The sequence below is a fragment of the Leucobacter weissii genome (assembly GCF_017565745.1).
GTDB lineage: Bacteria > Actinomycetota > Actinomycetes > Actinomycetales > Microbacteriaceae > Leucobacter > Leucobacter weissii.
Genome location: NZ_JAGDYM010000014.1, coordinates 120,847 through 139,611, shown reverse-complemented (window position 1 = coordinate 139,611; position 18,765 = coordinate 120,847). Strand labels below are relative to the sequence as shown.

The window sequence follows — 18,765 nt, the reverse complement described above, 5'->3', positions numbered from 1 at the left end:
GGCGTCCGCCCCGCTCCCGTGCCGACCACCAGGCGGAATCCCATGACCGACCGCATCCGGCCCGCGCGCCGCACCGCGCGCGGGCGGCTTCGCGCGCTGCCGTTCCTCGGGCCGGGCGTGCTCTTCCTCACCCTGTTCATGGCAGTGCCCGTCGCTCTGCTGTTCGTCTACTCGTTCTTCACGAGGGGCCGCTTCGGCGGGGTCCAGTTCACCTTCACCACCGAGAACTTCGCGAAACTGCTCGATCCCCTGTACACCGGGGTCATCGTGCAGTCCGTCGGCATGGCGCTGATCGTGACGCTGCTCGCGCTGCTGCTCGGCTATCCGATCGCCTACGCGATCACCAGACTGCCGCCCCGCTGGCGCACGGTGGCGCTCATCGCGATCGTGCTGCCGTTCTGGACGAACTTCCTGATCCGCACGTATGCCTGGATCCTGCTGCTGAACAACGCGGGAATCGTCAACCAGTCGCTGCAGGGGCTCGGGATCATCGATGCGCCGCTGCCGCTGCTCTACAACGGCGGCGCCGTGGCCGTGGGATTGCTCTACATGTACCTTCCGCTCATGGTGCTGCCGCTCTACGCCTCGCTGCAGGCGGTGGATCCGTCGCTCCGAGAGGCGGCCACGAATCTCGGCTCGACGCCGTGGCGCGTCTTCCGGACCGTGACGCTGCCCCTGTCGCTGCCCGGAGCGCTCACCGGCGCGATCTTCGTCTTCGTCCCGTCCATGTCGAACTTCGTGATCCCGGAGCTGCTCGGCGGCGGCAAGATGATCCTGATCGGCAATCTCATCCGGGACCAGTTCCTGGAGGCCCGCGACTGGCCCTTCGGCGCGACGCTCGCCCTGGTGCTCACCGCGTTCCTCGCCCTGCTGATCGTCGGGCAGAGCCGGGTGAGCCGACGCTTGAGCGGAGGAGGACGCCGTGGCTGAACAGCGAACCGGGATCGGGACCTGCCGCGGTCCCATCGAGCCGGAGACGGCGCCGACCACGACCGCGCTGCGCGCGATCGGCGAACGCACCTCGCCGAGGCGCCGTCGGCGAGGCGGGCCGGGCTGGCTGCACCTGCCCCTCTGGCTCGGCTACGCCTTCCTCTACCTGCCGATCGCGGTCGTCGTGGTGATGAGCTTCAACGCCTCGAGGAACCTCTTCGTCTGGGCCGGTTTCTCGTTCGACTGGTACGCCTCGCTGCTCTCGAACCGAGCCATGCTGGAAGGGCTCGGCAACACCCTCATCGTCGCCGTCGCGACGACCGCCATCAGCACCCTCCTCGGCACGCTGCTCGCGGTCGGGATCCACCGCTTCACGCGCGGCGGACTGATCCGGGCCTACGCGATCGCTCCGGCGCTGCTGCCGGATCTGCTGCTCGGCATCGGCCTGCTGAGCCTCTTCTCGCTCGTGTCGTTCTCCCTCGGCCTGCACTCGGTCGTGATCGCGCACTCCGTCTTCGCCACGGCCTTCGTGACCGCGATCGTGCTCGCCCGCATGGCGAGCATCGACGGCAGCCTCGAGGAGGCCTCCCGCGACCTCGGCGCCTCGCCGCTGCGCACCTTCCTCCGCGTCACCCTGCCGCAGCTGATGCCCGGCATCGTCGCGGGAGCGATGCTCGCCTTCACGCTCTCCCTCGACGAGTTCGTGATCGCCTTCTTCACGGCCGCGCCCACGACCCCCACCCTGCCGATCGTCATCTACTCGACCGTGCGCTTCGGCGTGACGCCCGAGGTGAACGCGCTGGCCACGCTGCTGCTGCTGGTGAGCATCGTGACGATCCTGGCCGCCCAACGACTGACGCGAATCGGCTCACCGAAGGAGTCCGCATGAACCGCCCGCCCCAGCAGACCACCGCGGAGGCGCTGCTGCGCGTGGATCGCGTGACCGCCGCCTACGGCTCGGTCACCGCCGTCGACGACGTGAGCCTCGACATCGCGGAGGGGGAATTCTTCGCGCTGCTCGGGCCCTCCGGATGCGGGAAGACGACGCTGCTGCGCACGATCGCCGGGTTCGAATCGCCGGCGTCCGGAGACATCCGGCTCGACGGCGTCTCCCTGCTCGACACCCCCGCGCACCGGCGACCCGTGAACCTGATGTTCCAGTCGTACGCGCTGTTCGGCCACCTCAGCGTCGAGAAGAACATCGCCTACGGCCTCGAGGCCGAGCGGCTCCCCCGCGCGGCGATCTCCGAGCGGGTCTCCGAGATCATGGAGACGATCGGGCTGACGGAGTTCGCGAAGCGACGGCCGGCGCAGCTGTCCGGCGGCCAGCGGCAGCGCGTCGCGCTCGCCCGCGCACTGGTCAAGCGGCCGCGGCTCCTGCTGCTCGACGAGCCGCTCTCGGCGCTCGACCGGAAGGTGCGCGAGGAGATGCAGCTGGAGTTGAAGCGGTTGCAGCACGAGGCCGGCATGACCTTCGTCGTCGTCACCCACGACCAGGAGGAGGCGATGTCGATGGCCGACCGCATCGCGGTGCTCGATCGCGGACGGCTCGAGCAGCTCGACACGCCGCAGTCGCTCTACGAGCGCCCGAGTTCCCGCTTCGTCGCGGCGTTCATCGGCACCGCGAACCTGCTCGACGGGGAGGCGACCGAGCACGGGGTGGTGCTTCCGGGCCTCGGCGAGGTGCGCGCGGCGCACGCGCTGGCCGCGGGCGGCCGGGCGACGCTCGTGATCCGGCCCGAGGACGTCGCGGTCGCGCGCGTCCCCGAGCCTCAGGGCTCCTCGGACGGGGCGGGCGCGGAATTCGTCGGCACGGTCATCGACGCCACCTTCCTGGGCGGATCGTCGACCCTCTCGGTGGAACTCCCGGGCCTCGCGGCGCCGCTGCGCGCCACCGTGCACACGGCGACGTCGATCCGACGCGGCGACCGGGTCGCGCTCTCCTTCGACCCGGCGCGCGTGGTCGCGGTGCCCGACCCGCGAGGGCGTGCGACCGGGGAACCGGAGGCGCCTCAGTGAGCGCCCGCCCGCGACCCGGCGCGCGGCAGCGGATGCGCCGTCACCGTCCGCGCGTAGTCCAGTACCAGCTCCACCGCGGCCTCGCCGTCGATGGTGGGGTGCCCGGCCACGATACGATAGCCGTAGGCGTCCTCGAGCGCCACGATGTTCCGGGCCGCGACGAGCGGGGATCCGCTCCCGGAGAAGATCCCGCGCGCCCGCCCCTGCTCGATGACCACCTGGTAGAGCCCCACCTGGCGATCGAAGAGCGAGGTCAGCAGCGTGGCGGCCAGCGGATTCGAACCGGCGGCTCCTCCCATCTGGCAGAAGAGGCGCACCTCCACGTCGTCGCCGCTCACCGGGAGACCCGCCTCGACCATGCGCACGAGGCGCACCGCGGGATCGTCCTCGAGCCCTTCGAGCATGCGCGCGCGCTCCTCGTAGAAGCGCTCCATGCTGACCCGGATCGCGCTCAGCACGAGTTCGTCGACGTCGGGGTAGTAGTAGAGCACGGCGCCGGAGGTGAGCCCGGCCTCGCCGGCTATCCGGGAGAGCTTGGCGCCGTCGAGTCCGTGCCGCGCGATGACGCGCTGCGCCGCGAGCACGAGCTGGCTCCGGCGCGCACCCTGCCGCTTCGGTCTGGCCATGTTCCTCCACGCCCTCGGACGCACGGTCGGACCGACGGCGGTGATTCGCTGAATATCTGTTCACATCATACGGTTTTCTCCAATCCCGGCATACGAATTGTTCGAATTGATTCTCTGAAGACATCTACTGGAAATACGGACGAAAGGACCCATCCATGACCGAGTCGAGAACCTTCCTCTTCATGCCGGAGAGCGCATACGGCCCGACCAACAACTGCATCGGCATCGGCCATCGGCTGCTGGCGCGGGGGCACCGGGTGGTGTTCGCCGCCGAGGCGTCGTGGGCGGGCAAGCTCTCGGCGCTGGGCTTCGAGGAGGACCTCGTCGACCTCGCCCCGCCGCCGGAGGGCGACGAGGAGCAGGACGCCGGCCAGTTCTGGAAGGACTACATCCGCGAGATCTCGCCGGAGTTCCGCAAGTCGACCGCGGAGCAGCTCGGGACGGTGACCAAGCCCATCTGGGAGGCGCTCATCGACGGGGCGAAATACTGCGAACCCCAGTTGAAGCAGATCATCGAGCGCGTGCGCCCCGACGTCATCGTCGAGGACAACGTGCTCGCCTTCCCCGCGCTCACGACCGCGGGCGTGCCGTTCGTCCGCATCGTGTCCTGCAATCCCCTGGAGGTGCCGGGGCCGGGCATCGCCCCGGTCTTCTCCGGGCTCGGCGAGGACGAGGGCGGGGCCTGGCCCGCGTTCCGGGAGGAGTACCGCCGGACCCACGGCGAGCTGTGGCGGGAGTTCGACGCCTGGGTGCAGGAGCAGGGGGCGGAGCCGCTGCCCGATCTCGAGTTCATCCACAGCGGCGCGCTGAACCTCTACGTCTACCCGGAGGAGCTGGACTACGTCGATGCGCGGCCGCTCGACGACTCGTGGCACCGTCTCGACTCTTCGGTGCGCGAAACCGAGTCGGCGGCCGAGTTGCCGGAGGGCTTCGCCGGAGGCGACCGGCCGCTCGTCTACTTCTCGCTCGGCTCGCTCGGCAGCGCCGACGTGTCGCTGATGCGGCGGGTGATCGACGTGCTCGGCACCATGCCGATCGACGTGATCGTGTCGAAGGGGCCGCTGCACGAGGAGATCGCGCTCGCGGACAACATGTGGGGAGCGGAGTTCGTGCCCCAGACGACGCTGCTGCCGCTCGTGGACCTGGTGATCACCCACGGCGGCAACAACACCGTCACCGAGGCGATGCACTTCGGCAAGCCGATGGTGCTGCTGCCGCTGTTCTGGGATCAGTACGACAATGCGCAGCGCGTGCACGAGCGCGGTTTCGGGCGCCGGCTGTCGACCTACGGCTTCACACCGGCGGAGCTCGAGGAGACGATCGCCGGGCTGCTCGCCGACACCGGGCTGCGCGAGCGCCTGCAGGGGATCGGCGAGTCGATCCGCGCGAGGGGCGGCCTGCGACGCGCGGTCGATCTGCTGGAGGGCCTCGCGGCCTGAGCGACGCCGCGCGCGTGCGCCGCCGTGCCAGCTCGAGCCCGAGCGAGGCAGGGCGCGCGAACGGCATCGGCCGACAGACCGCTCACCCCTCCTCGGGAGCAGAGGCGCCCTCGACGGCGGGGAACATCTCCTCCAGGAGTTCGCCCTCGGCGCCGCCCACCTCGAGGGTCTCCACGTCCCGCAGTTTGCGCTCGACCGCGCGCGTGCGGCGGCCCGCCTCGGTGACGGTGTTCTGGGCGGTCTGCAGCTGCTTGCCCAGCTTCTCCCACACCGCGCCGTACTTCTGGAACTCCGTCTTCGCCGCGCTCAGCAGCTTCCACACCTCGCTGCTGCGCTGCTCGATCGCCAGGGTGCGGAACCCCATCTGCAGGCTGTTGAGCAGCGACATGAGCGTGGTGGGGCCGGCGATCATGATCCGGTGATCGTTCTGCAGACGGGTCGCGAAGCCCGGACGGCGCACCACCTCGGCGAACAGGCCCTCGGTCGGCAGGTACATGATGCCGAAGTCGGTGGTGTGCGGCGGCTCCACGTACTTGCTCGCGATCGCCTTCGCCTGGATCAGCACCGCGCGCTCGATCTCCCTCCCGGCCGCCTCGATCGCCGGGGCGTCGCCCGCCTCCTGAGCGGCGAGCAGCCGCTCGTAGTCCTCCTGCGGGAACTTGGAGTCGATCGGCAGCCACACCGGCTGATCGCCGTCGCCCGGGAGCTTCACCGCGAACTCGACCCGCTCGCCGGATCCCGGCAGGGTCGCGACGTTCTCGGCGTACTGCTCGGGCGTGAGCACGTCCTGGAGCTGGCGCGCCAGCTGCACCTCCCCCCAGCCGCCGCGGCTCTTGACGTTGGTCAGCACCCGCTTGAGCCCGCCCACGTCCGAGGCGAGCGTCTGCATCTCGCCCAGGCCCTTCTGCACCTGCTCCAGCTGCCCGCTGACGAGTTTGAACGACTCGCCGAGGCGCTTCTCCAGGGTGCCCTGCAGCTTCTCGTCCACGGTCTCCCGCATCTTCTCGAGCTTCGCCTCGTTGCCCTGGCGCAGCTTCTCCAGCTCCGCGGTCAGCGTCCGCTGCAGCTCGGCCTGACGGGTCGCATTGGTCTCGGTGAGCGCCTGGATGCGCTTGGCGTTCTCGTCCAGCGACGACTTCAGGGTGCCCTGCAGCTTCTCGTCGACCGCGACGCGCATCTGCTCGAGCTTGGCCTCGTTCTCGGAGCGCAGCACATCGAACCTCTGCTCCAGCGCCGCGCGCAGCTCGGTCTGCGACTTGGTCAGGGTCTCGTTGAGCGCACCGCTGGCGGCGGCCCTGGCCTCGCGCTCGCGCGCGAGCTCCGCCGCCTGCGATTCGCCGACCGCCCGCAGGCGCGCATCGGTCTGCTGCTGGGTCTCGAGCACGGTCTGCCTGAGCTCGCCGCGCTGCGCCTGGAGATCGCCGCGCACCCCGCCGAGCTGCTCCTGCAGTTCCCGCCTCACCGCGTCCCGCGCGCCGTCGCCGGCCCTGCCGCCCCGCAGCAGCACCACCGCGAGCAGCCCGACGACCAGCACCAGGTTCACGGCGACGAGCACCATCACGATGACATCCATGCGTTCCTCCGAACGGTCGAGTCTTCAACTGCAGACGAGACTAGTGCCGACCGCCGACACTCGAGGTGGTGCGATCCGATCGCCATCGCCGCCCTCACGATCCGCGCCTCGGCCGCGACCGGGTCGTCGCGGCGCACCGCAACGATCGCAGAGCCGGCTCGAGCTCGGCATGGGCGAAAACGTAACCGGCCTCCGCGAGCACGCCGGGAGCCACCCAGCGGCTCTTCAGGACGAGCTCCGGCTCGGTGCGCAGCGCCCACATGGCGGGTTCCAGCATCGCTCTCGTCGCGGGAAGGCCGACGGGCGCTCCGACGACGCGGCGCAGCGCGCGCATCAGCGAACGGTTGTCGACCGGCTTCGGCGCGACGAGGTTCACCGGTCCCCAGATGTCGTCGCGTTCGATCAGGAAGCGCACGGCGCCCACCACGTCGTCGACGTGGATCCAGCTGAACTTCTGACGGCCGCGCGTGCGGTGCTGCGGCGCGCGCCCGTCGCCGGTGGGCTGCGGGCCGATACCGCGGTAGCGGCGGTGCTGCGGGGCCCACCCGTCCAGCTGGGGGCCGCCGAGGCCGGCTCTCGCGAGTGCCAGCAGCATGCGCGTCGCGGGACCGTCGCCCAGGACGACCGCCATGCGCAGCGCCACCCTGCGGGTGCCGGGCAGCTCGTCCGCGAAGAACTCCCGCTCCCAGGCCCGCGCGACATCCACCGAGAACCCGGCGCCGAGCACGCCGGAGACCTCGGTGTTCGGCCGCAGCAGTTCGTGCCGGTAGATGGTGGCGGTCGAGGCGTTCAGCCACACCCGCGGTGGCCGCGGCGCCGCGGCCACCGCCTCGCGCAGAGCCCGGGTGGTGTCCACGCGGGAACGCAGGATCTCCTCGCGGTTGGCCTCGGTGTAGCGGCAGTTCACGCTCTTGCCCGAGAGGTTGATCAGCACCTCGGCGCCGTCGACCGCGCGAGCCACGGCCCCCGGATCGTCCCACGGGATCGGGCCGCGCCGGCCGATCGCACGCAGCTCGGCGCCGGCCGCGGCGAAGGACCGGACCAGCGCCGCCCCCACGAAGCCGCCGGCTCCGGCGATCACGACGCGGGACGGACGTGGCACGGCGACTCCTCACGCGGAGATCCCAGACCGGATGCGGAGTCCGCTCCTCGATCCTATCCCGGCCTTCGGGAGCCGGTTACAGTGGAGGCATGGCTCTCATCCTGCCCTTCGACGGCGTCACCCCCGAGATCGATCCCACGGCCTGGATCGCGCCGAACGCGACCGTCATCGGAAAGGTGCGGATCGGACCCGGTGCGAGCGTCTGGTTCGGAGCGGTGCTGCGCGGCGACATGGATCGCATCGAGCTCGGCGCCGGCAGCAATCTGCAGGACAACGTCGTGGTGCACACCGACGAGGGCGTGCCATCGATCATCGGGGACAACGTCGGAGTCGGGCACCTCGCACTGATCCACGGAGCCACGATCGGCGCCGGCAGCCTCATCGGGATGGGGGCGAAGCTGCTGAACGGCTCCCGCGTGGGCGAGGGCGCCTTCGTCGCAGCGGGAGCCCTGGTGCTCGAGGGCCAGGAGATCGAGGCCGGGCATCTCGCGGCGGGCCTCCCCGCGAAGGACCGCGGCCCCATGAACGACGCCATGGCCGAGCGGGTGAGGATCAACGCCTTCACGTACCAGGAGCTGGCCGCGCAGTACCGCTCAGGGGGGCTGGCCGGGGACTAGGGCGTGTCTCGCGAATCCTGCGTCTCCTGCGCGAGGGGCTCCGAGCGGGGCCTGCATCGGCTTCCGACCCCCGCTCGCGTCCTGTTGCGCAGTGGCGCACGCCGGGGCGCCGCGTTCAGCGCACCGCCGTGCGGCGCATCGAGAGCCAGGTCCCGGCGAGCGCCAGCGCAGCCACACCGATCGCCACGGCGGCGAGCACCGGCCGGGTGACCGCGGCGATGATCTCGGCGGCCTGCGGCACGAAGATCAGCAGCAGCACGACGAGCACGAGACCCAGCACGAGGGCGAGCGCGGTCGGTCCCCTCGAACCGTAGCGCACCCACACGGCGCCGAACACCCCGCCGATCGAGGTCGACACGAACACGCCGAGGAACACCGTCGCGAAGAGGATCCAGGGATCCCCGGCGCCGAGCGCGTAGTTGTCGAGCGCGTAGACGTCGAAGAACCAGTGGTCCGTGGCCAGTTCGAGCCCGAGCAGGATCAGCATGATCGCCGCCACATAGGCGGAGAGGATGAGGTTCGCGACCGCCGTGCCCAGCACGTAGGCGCGACGCGTGGTGCCGAGCGCGAGCGCGAACGGAAAGGTGGTGGCGACCGCTTGCACGCCGTAGTAGACGAGGAAGCCGGGGAGCGACCAGACCATGCCCTGGTTCATCCGGGCGCCGTCGACGTACTCGGGTGCGCTCGGGTCGAGACCGGCCCGCTGCAGGGCGAACGCGATGATCGCGGTGACGATCAGCACGAACACGACGATCTGCGCGGGCACTCCGAACATCGTCTGGGGCTTGTTCAGATGCAATCGGGTGATCTTCCAGGCGCGGTTCATGCGCGCGCTCCCTTCTCTGAGGCGCTTTCGGCGCCGTCGAATCCGTAGGCTGCGACCAGCTGCTGGAGCGAGACCGATCCGATCTCGAGGTCGGCGGCACGCGCTGCCGCGCGAACGTCTTCGGACGCCGGCCCCTCCATCACCGCCGTGGCGAGGCCGCCGACGCGATGCAGGCTGAGCAGGTCGGAGCCCTCGGCGAAGCGCTCGACCGCCTCCGTCCGCCCTGACACCTGGAACGCCGCCCCGCGCAGTTCGTCGACCTCGGCGTCGCGCACGACGCGGCCGCGGTCCAGGATCACGACCCGCTCCAGCAGACGATCCATTTCGTCGATCAGATGGGTCGACAGCAGGATGGTGCGCGGGTGCTCGGTGTAGTCGCGGAGCAGCGCATCGTAGAAATGCGAGCGCGCGGTCGCGTCGAGACCCAGGTAGGGCTCGTCGAAGAAGGTGATCGGCGCGCGCGAGGCGAGACCGAGGACGATCCCGAGCGCGGAGAACTGTCCGCGCGAGAACTTCTTGATCACCGTCTTCTCCGGGATGCGGAAGAGCGAGACCAGCTCGTCGGCGACCGCCTGATCCCAGTTCGGGTAGAAGACGCGCGCCGCGCGAAGCGCGTGACGCAGCTTGTAGTCGTCGGGGTAGCGCTGATTGTCGCGGATGAAGCAGAGGCGCTCGAGCACCTTCGCGCGCTCGAAGGGCGGCTCGCCCAGTACGCGCAACTCGCCCGAGGTGGGCCGGTCCTGCGCGGTGGCGAGCGACATGAACGTGGTCTTCCCCGCGCCGTTGCGCCCGAGCAGGCCCGTGATCGTGTTCTCGCGGATCTGGACGGTCACGTCGTCCAGCGCGCGGACCGGTCCGTGCAGGCGCGTCAGTCCGCGCGTGTCGATGGCGATGGTCATGGTGTTCCCGTTTCTTGTTCGATGAGGCGGATGACCTCGGCCGGGCTCAGCCCGAGCGCGGCGGCCTCCGCCAGGAGCGGGTGGATGAAGTCGTGAACGAGTCCCTGCCGCCGTTCGCCCGCGATGCGCTCCGGCGCACCCGCGGCCACGAACATGCCGATGCCGCGACGCTTGACGAGGATCCCGCGTTCCACGAGCAGGTTCAGCGCCTTGCCGGCCGTGGCGGGGTTGATGCGCAGGTGGGCCGCCAGCTCGTTGGTGGAGGGGACCTGCTCGCCCTCCGCGTAGCGGCCGCGCAGGATGTCGGCCGCGACGCGCTCCGCGAGCTGCAGGAAGATGGGCCTCGTATCGTCGAACACGTCGCCCTCCTTCTTCTCGCTCGTGCGAACTTCACTGGTTCATTACTTCACTAATGAACCTACGCACCTGCCGCGGCGCTGTCAAGCCCCGGCCTCTCTCGCTCTCCGCCCGTTCCTCGCGCTTTTCCGTCGCGAGAGGACGCGAAGCGCCCGTTTCTCCGGGCGGAAAGGGCGCTTCGGGTCCTCAGGGGAGCGGGACCGGCGAGGGAGGGAGGGCCTGGGGCCGGAGAAGAGACGAGGACGGACGAGAAGGGAATGCGAGGAAGGGAGCGGATGCGAGGAGAAAGGAGAGCAGAAGGCGCCGGAGCGGGGAGGAGGAGGGAGCGCGAGTGGGAGACGGACCGCAGGAGATCCGACGAGCGGGGAAGAGGGGCGCGCTCAGAGGAGGCCGCACTCCATGGCCCGGGTGACGGCGCGCGTGCGATCCCCCACCTCGAGCTTCTCGAAGACGTGGAGCAGATGCGTCTTCACCGTGGATTCGCCGATGAACAGCCGGGCCGCGATCTCGGGATTGCTGAGCCCCTGGGCGACCAGCCCGAGGATCTCGGTCTCCCTGGCGGTCAGTTGGGGGCTCCCGCCGCGCACCGGATCGGCCGGACGGCGAGCCGTCCGCTGCGCCCGAACCACCAGTTGCGCGGCGATGCTCGGGGCCAGCACCGTCTGCCCCGCCGCGACGGCCCGGATGCCCGCGATCAGCTCGGCCGCCGGCGCCGCCTTCAGGAGGTACCCGCCCGCCCCGGCCTCGATGGCCGCGAGGATCTGATCGTCCGCCTCGTAGGTGGTGAACACGAGCACGCGGACGGAGGGATCGTCCGCCACCACCCGCCGTGTCGCCTCCACTCCGCCGATGCCCGGCATTCGCAGATCCATCAGCACCACATCGGGCGAGTGCTCCGCCGCGAGCGCTGCAGCGGACTCTCCGCTCTCGGCCTCTCCGACGACCTCGAGACCGTCCTCGGTCTCGAGCAGGCCGACGATGCCCGCACGCACGACCGGGTGATCGTCCGCCACCAGGATCCGGATCACGACGACGCCCCCGCGCTCGCCTCGGTCGCGGACCCGCGCACGGCCTGGGGGTGCGAATCGGTTGCGGGGACGGGCGTCGCCGGGATCGCCGCTCCGTGGAGCGGCAGACGGACCTCGAGACGCGCGCCGCGCGCCGCGCCCGGGCCGAAGACGACCTCGCCCCCGACGAGCCGGACCCGGTCGGCGAGACCGCTGAGCCCGAACCCGCCCGCGCCGTCCCGCGGGGTCTGCGGGCCGATGCCGTCGTCCTCGACGCGGAGCAGCACCCCGCCGTCCGCCGCGCGGACCGTGACCGCGACGCTCGACGCTCGGGCGTGCCGGCGGGCGTTCGCGAGACCCTCCTGCGCCGCGCGGAGGAGCACCACCTCGAGTTCCCGATCCATCGGCGGGACCTCGAGAGCGCAGCTGACGCTGAGGCCGGTGTCGCGCTCGAGGCCGGCGACCACCCGCTCGACGGCCTGTGTGAGTCCCCCGTCGCCGAGCGGCTGCGTGGCGGCCACCAGGGCGCGCGCCTCGGTCATGGCCTCCCGCGATGCCTCGCTCACCCGGGACAGCCGCTCGCCGGCCCTCTCCGCGTCGCCCGCGGCGAGCGCCCGCTCCGCCTGCTCGCTGAGCATCACGAGGCCCGTGAGCGTCTGCGTGAGCGTATCGTGGAGCTCGCGGGAGAGCCGCTCGCGTTCGGCCGCGGCGCCGGCGCGCGCGCTGAGATCCGAGACCTCGTCCTGCGATCTGCGGAGCTGCTCGGCGAGTCTCCGCTGCTGCTCGCCCTGCTCGAAGATGCGCGTGATCCAGGTGCCCATCATGATCGAGAGCACCAGCGAGAGCAGCGCCGTGACCGCCGCGGTCCAGTAGGGCTGGTCGACGTCGAGGCGGACGTACGCGGCGGACGATCCGATCCCCACCGCGGCGGCCATCGCGACGCTCCACACGACCGAACGCGCGTAGGTGCCCGCGATGTTCCAGATCATCGGGTACCCGAGCACCTGCAGCGTCGCATAGCTGGGGCTCAGCGCCGTCGCCGCGGCGAGCAGCAGCACCGACCCCCCGAGGAACGCGAGCGCCCGGCCGTCCGGCTGCAGATCCCGCATGCCGCGCAGCAGCGCGGCGCGGCCGAGCAGCGCGTAGAGCAGGAGGAAGGCGCCGAACGGGGCCAGTGCGAGCGCGAGATCGCTCGGGTCCCCCGCCACCGCTCCGTCGCGGAAGAGCGCGCTCACGCCGCCCGGAAGGCACAGCAGGACCGCGACCACCGCGACGGCGAGATCCCACCATCGCAGCGGATGCCGCCAGAACCGTGTCCTCATGCTCCCATTCTCCCCCCTGCGGCGCGGGCGCGATCGCTCAGCCCGGGGCGATCGCGGCGACGAGCGCCCCGGTGAGCCCCGCGGCGACCACCAGGGTCACCCCGAACACCGAGCGGATGTCGAGCGCCCGCCCGCCCGCTCCCGGAGCGGAGGCCGGCTCTCCATCCGACTCTGCGCCCGGGTCGCCGGCCGCGGCCAGTCCCAGGCCGAGTCGCGAGGCAGACAGCCCCGTGGCGAACGAGGCGACGACGTTGTAGGCCGCCACGGAGAGCAGCGGATCATGAGCCGAGCCTCCGGCGGACGCCGCGACCGGGCCGGGGAACATCGCCGCGGCCCCGACATTCGAGCCGACCGACACTCCGGCGACCATGCCGATGCCGACGACGACGAACGGGAACGTCGCACCGGCTCCCTCGGCCAGGCCCAGGATCGAGGCGGCGAGCCCGCTCTCGGACATCGCCACGCCGATGAAGAGGAACAGCACGACCGCGAGGACCGCAGAGGCACTGGCCCGCAGCGCGCGTCCGGCCGCCCGCAGCACCGGACCGCCGGACGTCGCCGCGGCCGCGAACGCGACGGCCACGGAGGAGATGATCCAGAACTGCGGGCTCGCGAGGAAGGCCCAGGCCGGGGGGAGCGCTCCGGAGGCGCGGAGCGCTCCCGTGACGATCAGACCCGACATGAGCGTCAGAAAGGGGGCGAGCGCGCGGGCGAGGGGCCGATCGAGAGACGCCCGGCGGGCATTGCGTCTCCCGCGGACGAGCGCCACGGCGGCGACCGCGGCCACCGGAGCGATCGCTCCCGCGGCGCCGGGGCCGAGAAGGGTGTTGGCGAGCACGAGCGCCCCCCATTCGACCCCGACGAAAAGGGCGAGGGGGAGGGCCCGAGGCGGAGAGCCGGCGGATCTGCAGACCCAGGCCGCGACCGCGGTGCTGACGACCATGAGCGGCAGGCTCAACCAGGCCGACGCGGTCCCGAGCGCCGCGGCGGAAAGACCGGCGCGATCCGCGGCGATCAGCGTTCCGGCGCCGAGCGCGCCCCACGGGACCAACGCCATCGTCAGCAGCGAGACCAGCGTCGCCCGCGGCGGCGGAAGTCCCGCTCGCACGAGCAGCGGGATCGCCACGATCAGCCCGACGCCGAAACCGACTACGGACTCGATCCAGACCCCGAATCCCGAGGCGATCATCAGCAGGCGCGTGCCGGTGTCGGACGCGCTCTCCTCGAAGAGGCGGGCGATGCGGGCGAGTCCGCCCGACGCCGAGAGCATCCCGGTGAGCACGAAGCCCCCGCAGAGCACCACGACGACCCCGGCCGCCGTCGGCCCGGCGAGCAGGAGCGCACCGAGGATCGTCGAGGGCGGCGATCCCGAGCCGATGGCCGTGAGTACGACGGCCGCCGTCCCGGCGGCCGCGACCGGCAGCGACCGCGCGCCGACCGCGAACAGCGCCACGATGACGATGAGCGGGATGGAGGCGATCAGCGCGGCCATCATCCGCGGGGCTCGTCTCGAACCGCGTCGATCATCGCCCCGCGTCGGCGAGCTCGGGGAGCCCGTGGGCGCTGCGCCCCCCGATGACCGTTCCGAGCACGTCGATCCTCCCGATGCTCGCGGCGTCGACCTCGCGTGGATCTTCGGCGAGCACCACCAGGTCGGCGAGCTTCCCCCGGGAGAGGCTCCCCTTCGCGTGCGCCCAGCCGGTCGCTCGGGCAGACCCGAGGGTGTATGCGCGGATCGCCTCCTCCGCGCTGAGCCGTTCGCCCGGGCCATAGGGCGCTCCGGTCTCGGTGAGGCGCTCGACGAACGCCTGAACCACCCGCAACGGGGCTCCGGGGGCCACCGGGCGATCGGAGCTTCCCGGAACGATGCCACCGGCATCCAGAATCGTCTGCGCACGGTAGGACCACTCGGCGCGCCGGGGGCCGAGATTCGCAAGCATGCCGTCTCCGAACACGCCGATGAAATACGGTTGCGGCACCACCACGACGCCGAGCTCGACGATCCGGAGGATCTGGTCGGGCCGCACGACCCCGCCGTGCTCGATGCGGTGCGGAAGCACGGGCCGCCCGTGCCTCGCGAGAGCGGTGCCGATGATCTCCAGGGCGAGGTCGACGCCGGCGTCGCCGATGGCGTGCAGCGCGAGGGACCATCCACCGGCCGCCGCTTCGAGCAACTGCGTGCTCATCGCATCCGCGTCGCCGGCCAGGTAGCCCCGGCTTCCGGCGCAGTTATCGTATTCCTCGCTGAGCGCCGCGGTGGCCCCGAGGAGCGAGCCGTCGAGGAACGCCTTCGTGGGCCCGATCTGCAGCCACTCGTCGCCGAAGCCGCTTCGGATGCCCGCCCCGAACCCGCGCGCGGTCGGGTCCGAGGCGTGGCCCTCCAGCCGATGCAGCGCTTCGCTCGCCACCATGGCCTGCATGCGCACCCGAAGCGCGCCCCGCTCCCGCGCGCGCTGATAGGCGGCGAGTTCGCGCGGACTGTGGCCTATCCACCCGCCCGAGGTCCCGGCGTCCGTGACCGAGGTCAGTCCCTCGCGGACATACCGCGCCGTGGCCAGGTCGAGGGCCTGATCGATGTCTTCGAGGGAGTCCGGCAGGAGAGCCTCATGCACCAGGTGCATCGCGTTCTCCTCGAGCAGCCCCGTCGCCCGTCCCGAGGCGTCGACGACGATCACCCCGCCCGAGGGCTGGACCGACGGGTACTGGGGAACACCGATCTTCGCGAGCGCCGCGCCGTTCAGCGTGTAGGCGTGACTCGACGCGTGCTTGATCCAGAGCGGCCTGCCCGAGGACGCCCGGTCCAGCTCGTCGCGGGAGGGCAGTGGTCCGGACACTCCCAACGGATTGAGACCCGAGGCGATCAGCCATCCGGTTCCGGATCGGGCGTGCGCTCCGATGCGCTCGAGCAGTCGAGCGCCGTCGGTCACATCGGAGAGATCGATCTCTCGCAACGACTGGCCGTACTTCACGCTGTGCGCATGGACGTCGTTGAACCCCGGCAGCAGCACCGCTCCTCCGAGATCGACCACGCGATCGGCTCGGACCCCGTCGAGATCCTCGTCGAACCCGACGATGCGCGTCCCGTCGATTCCGATGCTCCGGGCCTCGGGCCGGACGTCGTCGACGGTGACGATCCGCGCGTTCCTGATGATCGTATCGATGCCCATGGCTGATGCCTCCCTCAAGTGGACCCGTCTGCTCCGACCATCTAAGCTGTGCAGCATCACAGATGACCATGGTGAAGAAGCACGACTTCGGTGCAGATCACTGAGCAGATGCACAGGGGAGGCGTCGGGGATGAATTCTGATACGGGAAGATTCGCCGACCGGCTCGACCACGCGCAGTTCGAAGCCGTCGTGGACGTGGCGGCGGCCGAGTTCCGCAGGCGCTTCCGAGAGAGCGGTCTGACGACCCGGTATCGAGAGCTCGTCAGCGCGGAGGAGATCATGGACACCTCCCACGACACCATGCACGACCTCATCGGCCTGATCGTCCGGGGCTCCGCGGAGTCCGGGGATCTGCCCGCGGCACGGGAGCTCGGGCGACGGCGGGCGCGTCAGGGGGTTCCGCTCGAGGTGCTCCTCGAGGCGATCCGGTTGAACTCGCGGGTGCTCTGGGGAAGGCTCATCGCGCTGGCGGCGCAGGAGCAGGCCGCCGAGCTCGTCAGCTACGTCGAGGACGTGCTCGTGCTCGTCGAGCGGTACGCGCTCGAGGTCCAACACTCGTATCTGCGCGAAGAGGCGCGCCTGCGGAAGGACTTCCGGCTGGTCAGCGAGAGACAGCTCTCCAGGCTCTTCACCGGAGACGGAGAACTCCACTCGGATGAGATCGCCGCCCGGCTCGGCGTCGATCCGGCCGCCCGGCTCGAAGTCGTCATCGCCCGAGGGACCGCAGCCGCCGCGATGCTGACGAGGCTCGACGCATCGCTGAGCAGCGGCGCCGCCTTCGGCTCCGAGATCGGCGGGACGAACTATGCCTTCCGACCCCACTCGCCTTCTGAGGATCCGTGGACCCGGAACTTCGCCGACCTCGAGTGCGTCGTGCTCGACGACCTCCCCGGCCTCAAGCACTTGCCGTCGACGATCACCCGCATCGTCGATCTGTTCGACCGAGGATCCCTGCCCGAGGGGCGGTGCCTGCGGTTTCAGGACATCTGGCCGACGATCGCCGCGCACGCGCTCCACGGCATCATGCCGGGTGCGCACCGTCGAGCGCTTGCAGCGATCCTGAGGATCCCGGAGCCCCAGCGCTCGGTGCTGCTCTCGACCGTACGGCTCTACCTGCGCAGCGGCTCCATCCGGGACACCGCCTCGGCGATGTTCTGCCACAGGAACACCGTGGTGAATCGACTCGGTTCCTTCAAGAAGACCACCGGGCTGGATCTGGGGATCCCCGCCGACGCGGCCCTCGCGCACTTCGTCCTGGCCGAGTCGCGACCGTGAGGGCTCCGCACCCGGAGACTGTGCGGGTGCACACACATTCGCCGAGTGCCGAGGGTCGATGGCTATCCCCTGCGGTTCGCAACCGTCCCTAGGATTTTCCTCACGCCCACGATCCGACCCGACGGACGGAACGGGCGGATCCCCATTGCGTCGAGGAGGACCAAGTGACCGAGACACCCAGACGACCCGAGACCGCCCGCGGTTCGGAGACGGATGCGCCCGTGGTGAACGCGCGGGAAGCCGGCCGCATCGCGCGCGCCGCCTTCGTCGGCACGGCCCTGGAGTGGTACGACTACTATCTGTTCGGAACCGCTGCAGCGATCGTGTTCAACCGCCTCTACTTCACGACCTTCGATCCGGTCGCGGCGACGCTCGCCTCGCTCGCCACATTCGGTGTCGGCTTCGTCGCTCGGCCCGTGGGCGCCTTCGTGTTCGGCATCATCGGAGATCGGGTGGGACGGCGCCCGGCACTGGTCGCCACCATCGTGCTGATCGGGTGCGCCACCGGCCTCGTCGGTCTCCTGCCCGCCTATGCGGACATCGGCGTCGTGGCCCCGGTCGCCCTCGCGGTACTGAGGATCCTGCAGGGCCTCGCCGTGGGCGGCGAGTGGGGCGGGGCGACGACGATCGCCGTCGAGCACGCGCCGGTGGAGCGCCGCGCCAGATACGCGGCGCTCGTCCAGATCGGATCGCCGGTAGGCACGCTCCTCGCCTCCGGAGCCTTCGCCGTCGTGCTCCTGCTGCCCAGCGACAGCTTCGATGCCTGGGGATGGCGCCTCCCGTTCCTCGCGGCGTTCCCGCTGCTCATCATCGCGCTGTGGATCCGCCTCAAGGTCGAGGAGTCGCCGATCTTCAAGAGCCTCGTCGAGCTCGACCGTCGCGCGAAGATCCCCGCACTCGACGTGTTCCGCAAGTCGCCGCGCAAGCTCGTGCTGGGGATCGCCACCTCGCTCATCGGCATCGGCGGCTTCTACGTCTTCAACACCTTCGCGATCAGCTACACCACCACGACCCTCGGTCTCGAACGGCAGCTCGTCGTGAACGCGACGCTCTTCGCGGCCGTGCTGCAACTCGCGGTCATTCCCCTCGCCGGCTTCGCCGCGGAGCGCCTCGGCGCCTGGCGGATCACGCTGTTCGGCTCGCTCATCGTGTTCGTCTCCGGCGTGCCGCTGTTCTGGATGATCGACACGAGCTCTCCCGTGCTCGTGACCGTCGCGATCATCGTCGGCATCAATGTGTGCGCGATCCCCTACGCGGTGAACGGCGCGCTCCTCGCCGAGTTGTTCTCACCCGAGCAGCGCTACAGCGGGATCTCGTTGAGCTACAACATCGCGGGCGCGCTCAGCGGCTTCCTCCCCTTCATCGCCACCGCGCTGATCGCCAACGCAGCCGTCCCGTCATCCTGGCCCGCGGTGGCGATCCTGCTCGCGCTCGCGGCGCTCACCGGCATCGGAGGGCTGCTCAGCAGGCGCCACCTCCACCCAGACCGGGTCGTCATCCAGGAGGCCTGAGCGCCGATCCAGCACCGCGGAACGGCGCTGCGGCCGGACCGGCGACACCTCGCTCGCGCCGCCACCCGCCCCACCCCGCGGCCGCGGGCCGCGA

At 70.8% G+C, this 18,765-nt stretch carries 17 protein-coding genes; 7 read left to right on the top strand and 10 right to left on the bottom strand.

The features are described from left to right. The first annotated feature begins 42 nt into the window (after nucleotides 1–42). From J4H92_RS12585 to J4H92_RS12575, 3 genes are read left to right on the top strand one after another with little or no spacing between them, the layout of a single operon-like run. Nucleotides 43–930 carry an ABC transporter permease gene (locus J4H92_RS12585; RefSeq protein ID WP_208098542.1) on the top strand — a complete coding sequence of 296 codons (888 nt, stop codon included), beginning with the start codon at nucleotides 43–45 and terminating at the stop codon, nucleotides 928–930. Then, on the top strand, nucleotides 923–1,819 hold the full coding sequence (locus tag J4H92_RS12580; RefSeq protein WP_208098541.1) for an ABC transporter permease subunit: 897 nt from the start codon (nucleotides 923–925) through the stop codon (nucleotides 1,817–1,819). Before J4H92_RS12585 ends, J4H92_RS12580 begins: the two co-directional genes overlap by 8 nt. Next, the gene (locus J4H92_RS12575; RefSeq protein WP_208098540.1) at nucleotides 1,816–2,949 is read left to right on the top strand and encodes an ABC transporter ATP-binding protein; all 1,134 of its coding nucleotides are present in this window, start codon (nucleotides 1,816–1,818) and stop codon (nucleotides 2,947–2,949) included. Before J4H92_RS12580 ends, J4H92_RS12575 begins: the two co-directional genes overlap by 4 nt. On the opposite strand, the gene J4H92_RS12570 is transcribed toward J4H92_RS12575, so the two are convergent. After that, nucleotides 2,943–3,575 carry a TetR/AcrR family transcriptional regulator gene (locus tag J4H92_RS12570; protein ID WP_208098539.1) on the bottom strand — a complete coding sequence of 211 codons (633 nt, stop codon included), beginning with the start codon at nucleotides 3,573–3,575 and terminating at the stop codon, nucleotides 2,943–2,945. The genes J4H92_RS12575 and J4H92_RS12570 overlap by 7 nt on opposite strands. A 155-nt stretch (nucleotides 3,576–3,730) precedes the next feature. Here J4H92_RS12570 and J4H92_RS12565 point away from each other — a divergent pair, with 155 nt between their 5' ends. Then, complete coding sequence (locus J4H92_RS12565) at nucleotides 3,731–5,014, top strand: glycosyltransferase (protein ID WP_208098538.1); 1,284 nt, start codon at nucleotides 3,731–3,733, stop codon at nucleotides 5,012–5,014. Between the two features lie 82 nt (nucleotides 5,015–5,096). Here J4H92_RS12565 and J4H92_RS12560 read toward each other — a convergent pair whose 3' ends face one another. Both J4H92_RS12560 and J4H92_RS12555 read right to left on the bottom strand, forming a co-directional pair. Continuing rightward, a complete protein-coding gene (locus J4H92_RS12560; protein WP_208098537.1) occupies nucleotides 5,097–6,587 on the bottom strand; it encodes a DNA recombination protein RmuC in 1,491 nt (496 codons plus the stop codon). A gap of 94 nt (nucleotides 6,588–6,681) precedes the next feature. Beyond that, a complete protein-coding gene (locus tag J4H92_RS12555) occupies nucleotides 6,682–7,689 on the bottom strand; it encodes a DUF1731 domain-containing protein (RefSeq protein WP_208098536.1) in 1,008 nt (335 codons plus the stop codon). Nucleotides 7,690–7,778: 89 nt separating this feature from the next. Between J4H92_RS12555 and J4H92_RS12550 the strand changes: the two genes are divergently transcribed. Next, nucleotides 7,779–8,306 (top strand): gamma carbonic anhydrase family protein, encoded by a 528-nt coding sequence (locus J4H92_RS12550; RefSeq protein ID WP_208098535.1) that lies wholly within the window; start codon nucleotides 7,779–7,781, stop codon nucleotides 8,304–8,306. 115 nt (nucleotides 8,307–8,421) lie between these two features. On the opposite strand, the gene J4H92_RS12545 is transcribed toward J4H92_RS12550, so the two are convergent. From J4H92_RS12545 to J4H92_RS12515, 7 genes are all read right to left on the bottom strand, one after another. Further along, nucleotides 8,422–9,132: a hypothetical protein gene (locus J4H92_RS12545; RefSeq protein ID WP_208098534.1), complete on the bottom strand. Its 711-nt coding sequence runs from the start codon at nucleotides 9,130–9,132 to the stop codon at nucleotides 8,422–8,424. After that, nucleotides 9,129–10,031 carry an ABC transporter ATP-binding protein gene (locus J4H92_RS12540; protein ID WP_208098533.1) on the bottom strand — a complete coding sequence of 301 codons (903 nt, stop codon included), beginning with the start codon at nucleotides 10,029–10,031 and terminating at the stop codon, nucleotides 9,129–9,131. Before J4H92_RS12540 ends, J4H92_RS12545 begins: the two co-directional genes overlap by 4 nt. Continuing rightward, nucleotides 10,028–10,390, bottom strand: a complete 363-nt coding sequence (locus J4H92_RS12535) for a GntR family transcriptional regulator (RefSeq protein ID WP_208098532.1) — start codon at nucleotides 10,388–10,390, stop codon at nucleotides 10,028–10,030. Before J4H92_RS12535 ends, J4H92_RS12540 begins: the two co-directional genes overlap by 4 nt. A 378-nt stretch (nucleotides 10,391–10,768) precedes the next feature. After that, nucleotides 10,769–11,416 carry a response regulator gene (locus J4H92_RS12530; protein ID WP_208098531.1) on the bottom strand — a complete coding sequence of 216 codons (648 nt, stop codon included), beginning with the start codon at nucleotides 11,414–11,416 and terminating at the stop codon, nucleotides 10,769–10,771. Continuing rightward, nucleotides 11,413–12,717: a sensor histidine kinase gene (locus tag J4H92_RS12525; RefSeq protein WP_208098530.1), complete on the bottom strand. Its 1,305-nt coding sequence runs from the start codon at nucleotides 12,715–12,717 to the stop codon at nucleotides 11,413–11,415. Before J4H92_RS12525 ends, J4H92_RS12530 begins: the two co-directional genes overlap by 4 nt. A 37-nt stretch (nucleotides 12,718–12,754) precedes the next feature. Next, the gene (locus J4H92_RS12520) at nucleotides 12,755–14,212 is read right to left on the bottom strand and encodes an L-lactate permease (protein WP_208098529.1); all 1,458 of its coding nucleotides are present in this window, start codon (nucleotides 14,210–14,212) and stop codon (nucleotides 12,755–12,757) included. Nucleotides 14,213–14,240: 28 nt separating this feature from the next. Next, nucleotides 14,241–15,884, bottom strand: coding sequence for an amidohydrolase (locus J4H92_RS12515; protein ID WP_208098528.1), 1,644 nt, complete (start codon nucleotides 15,882–15,884; stop codon nucleotides 14,241–14,243). 130 nt (nucleotides 15,885–16,014) lie between these two features. Here J4H92_RS12515 and J4H92_RS12510 point away from each other — a divergent pair, with 130 nt between their 5' ends. Both J4H92_RS12510 and J4H92_RS12505 read left to right on the top strand, forming a co-directional pair. Continuing rightward, nucleotides 16,015–17,160 (top strand): RsbRD N-terminal domain-containing protein, encoded by a 1,146-nt coding sequence (locus tag J4H92_RS12510; RefSeq protein WP_208098527.1) that lies wholly within the window; start codon nucleotides 16,015–16,017, stop codon nucleotides 17,158–17,160. 164 nt (nucleotides 17,161–17,324) lie between these two features. Next, entirely contained in the window at nucleotides 17,325–18,671 is a 1,347-nt protein-coding gene (locus J4H92_RS12505; RefSeq protein ID WP_208098526.1) for an MFS transporter, read from the top strand. Nucleotides 18,672–18,765 lie beyond the last annotated feature (94 nt).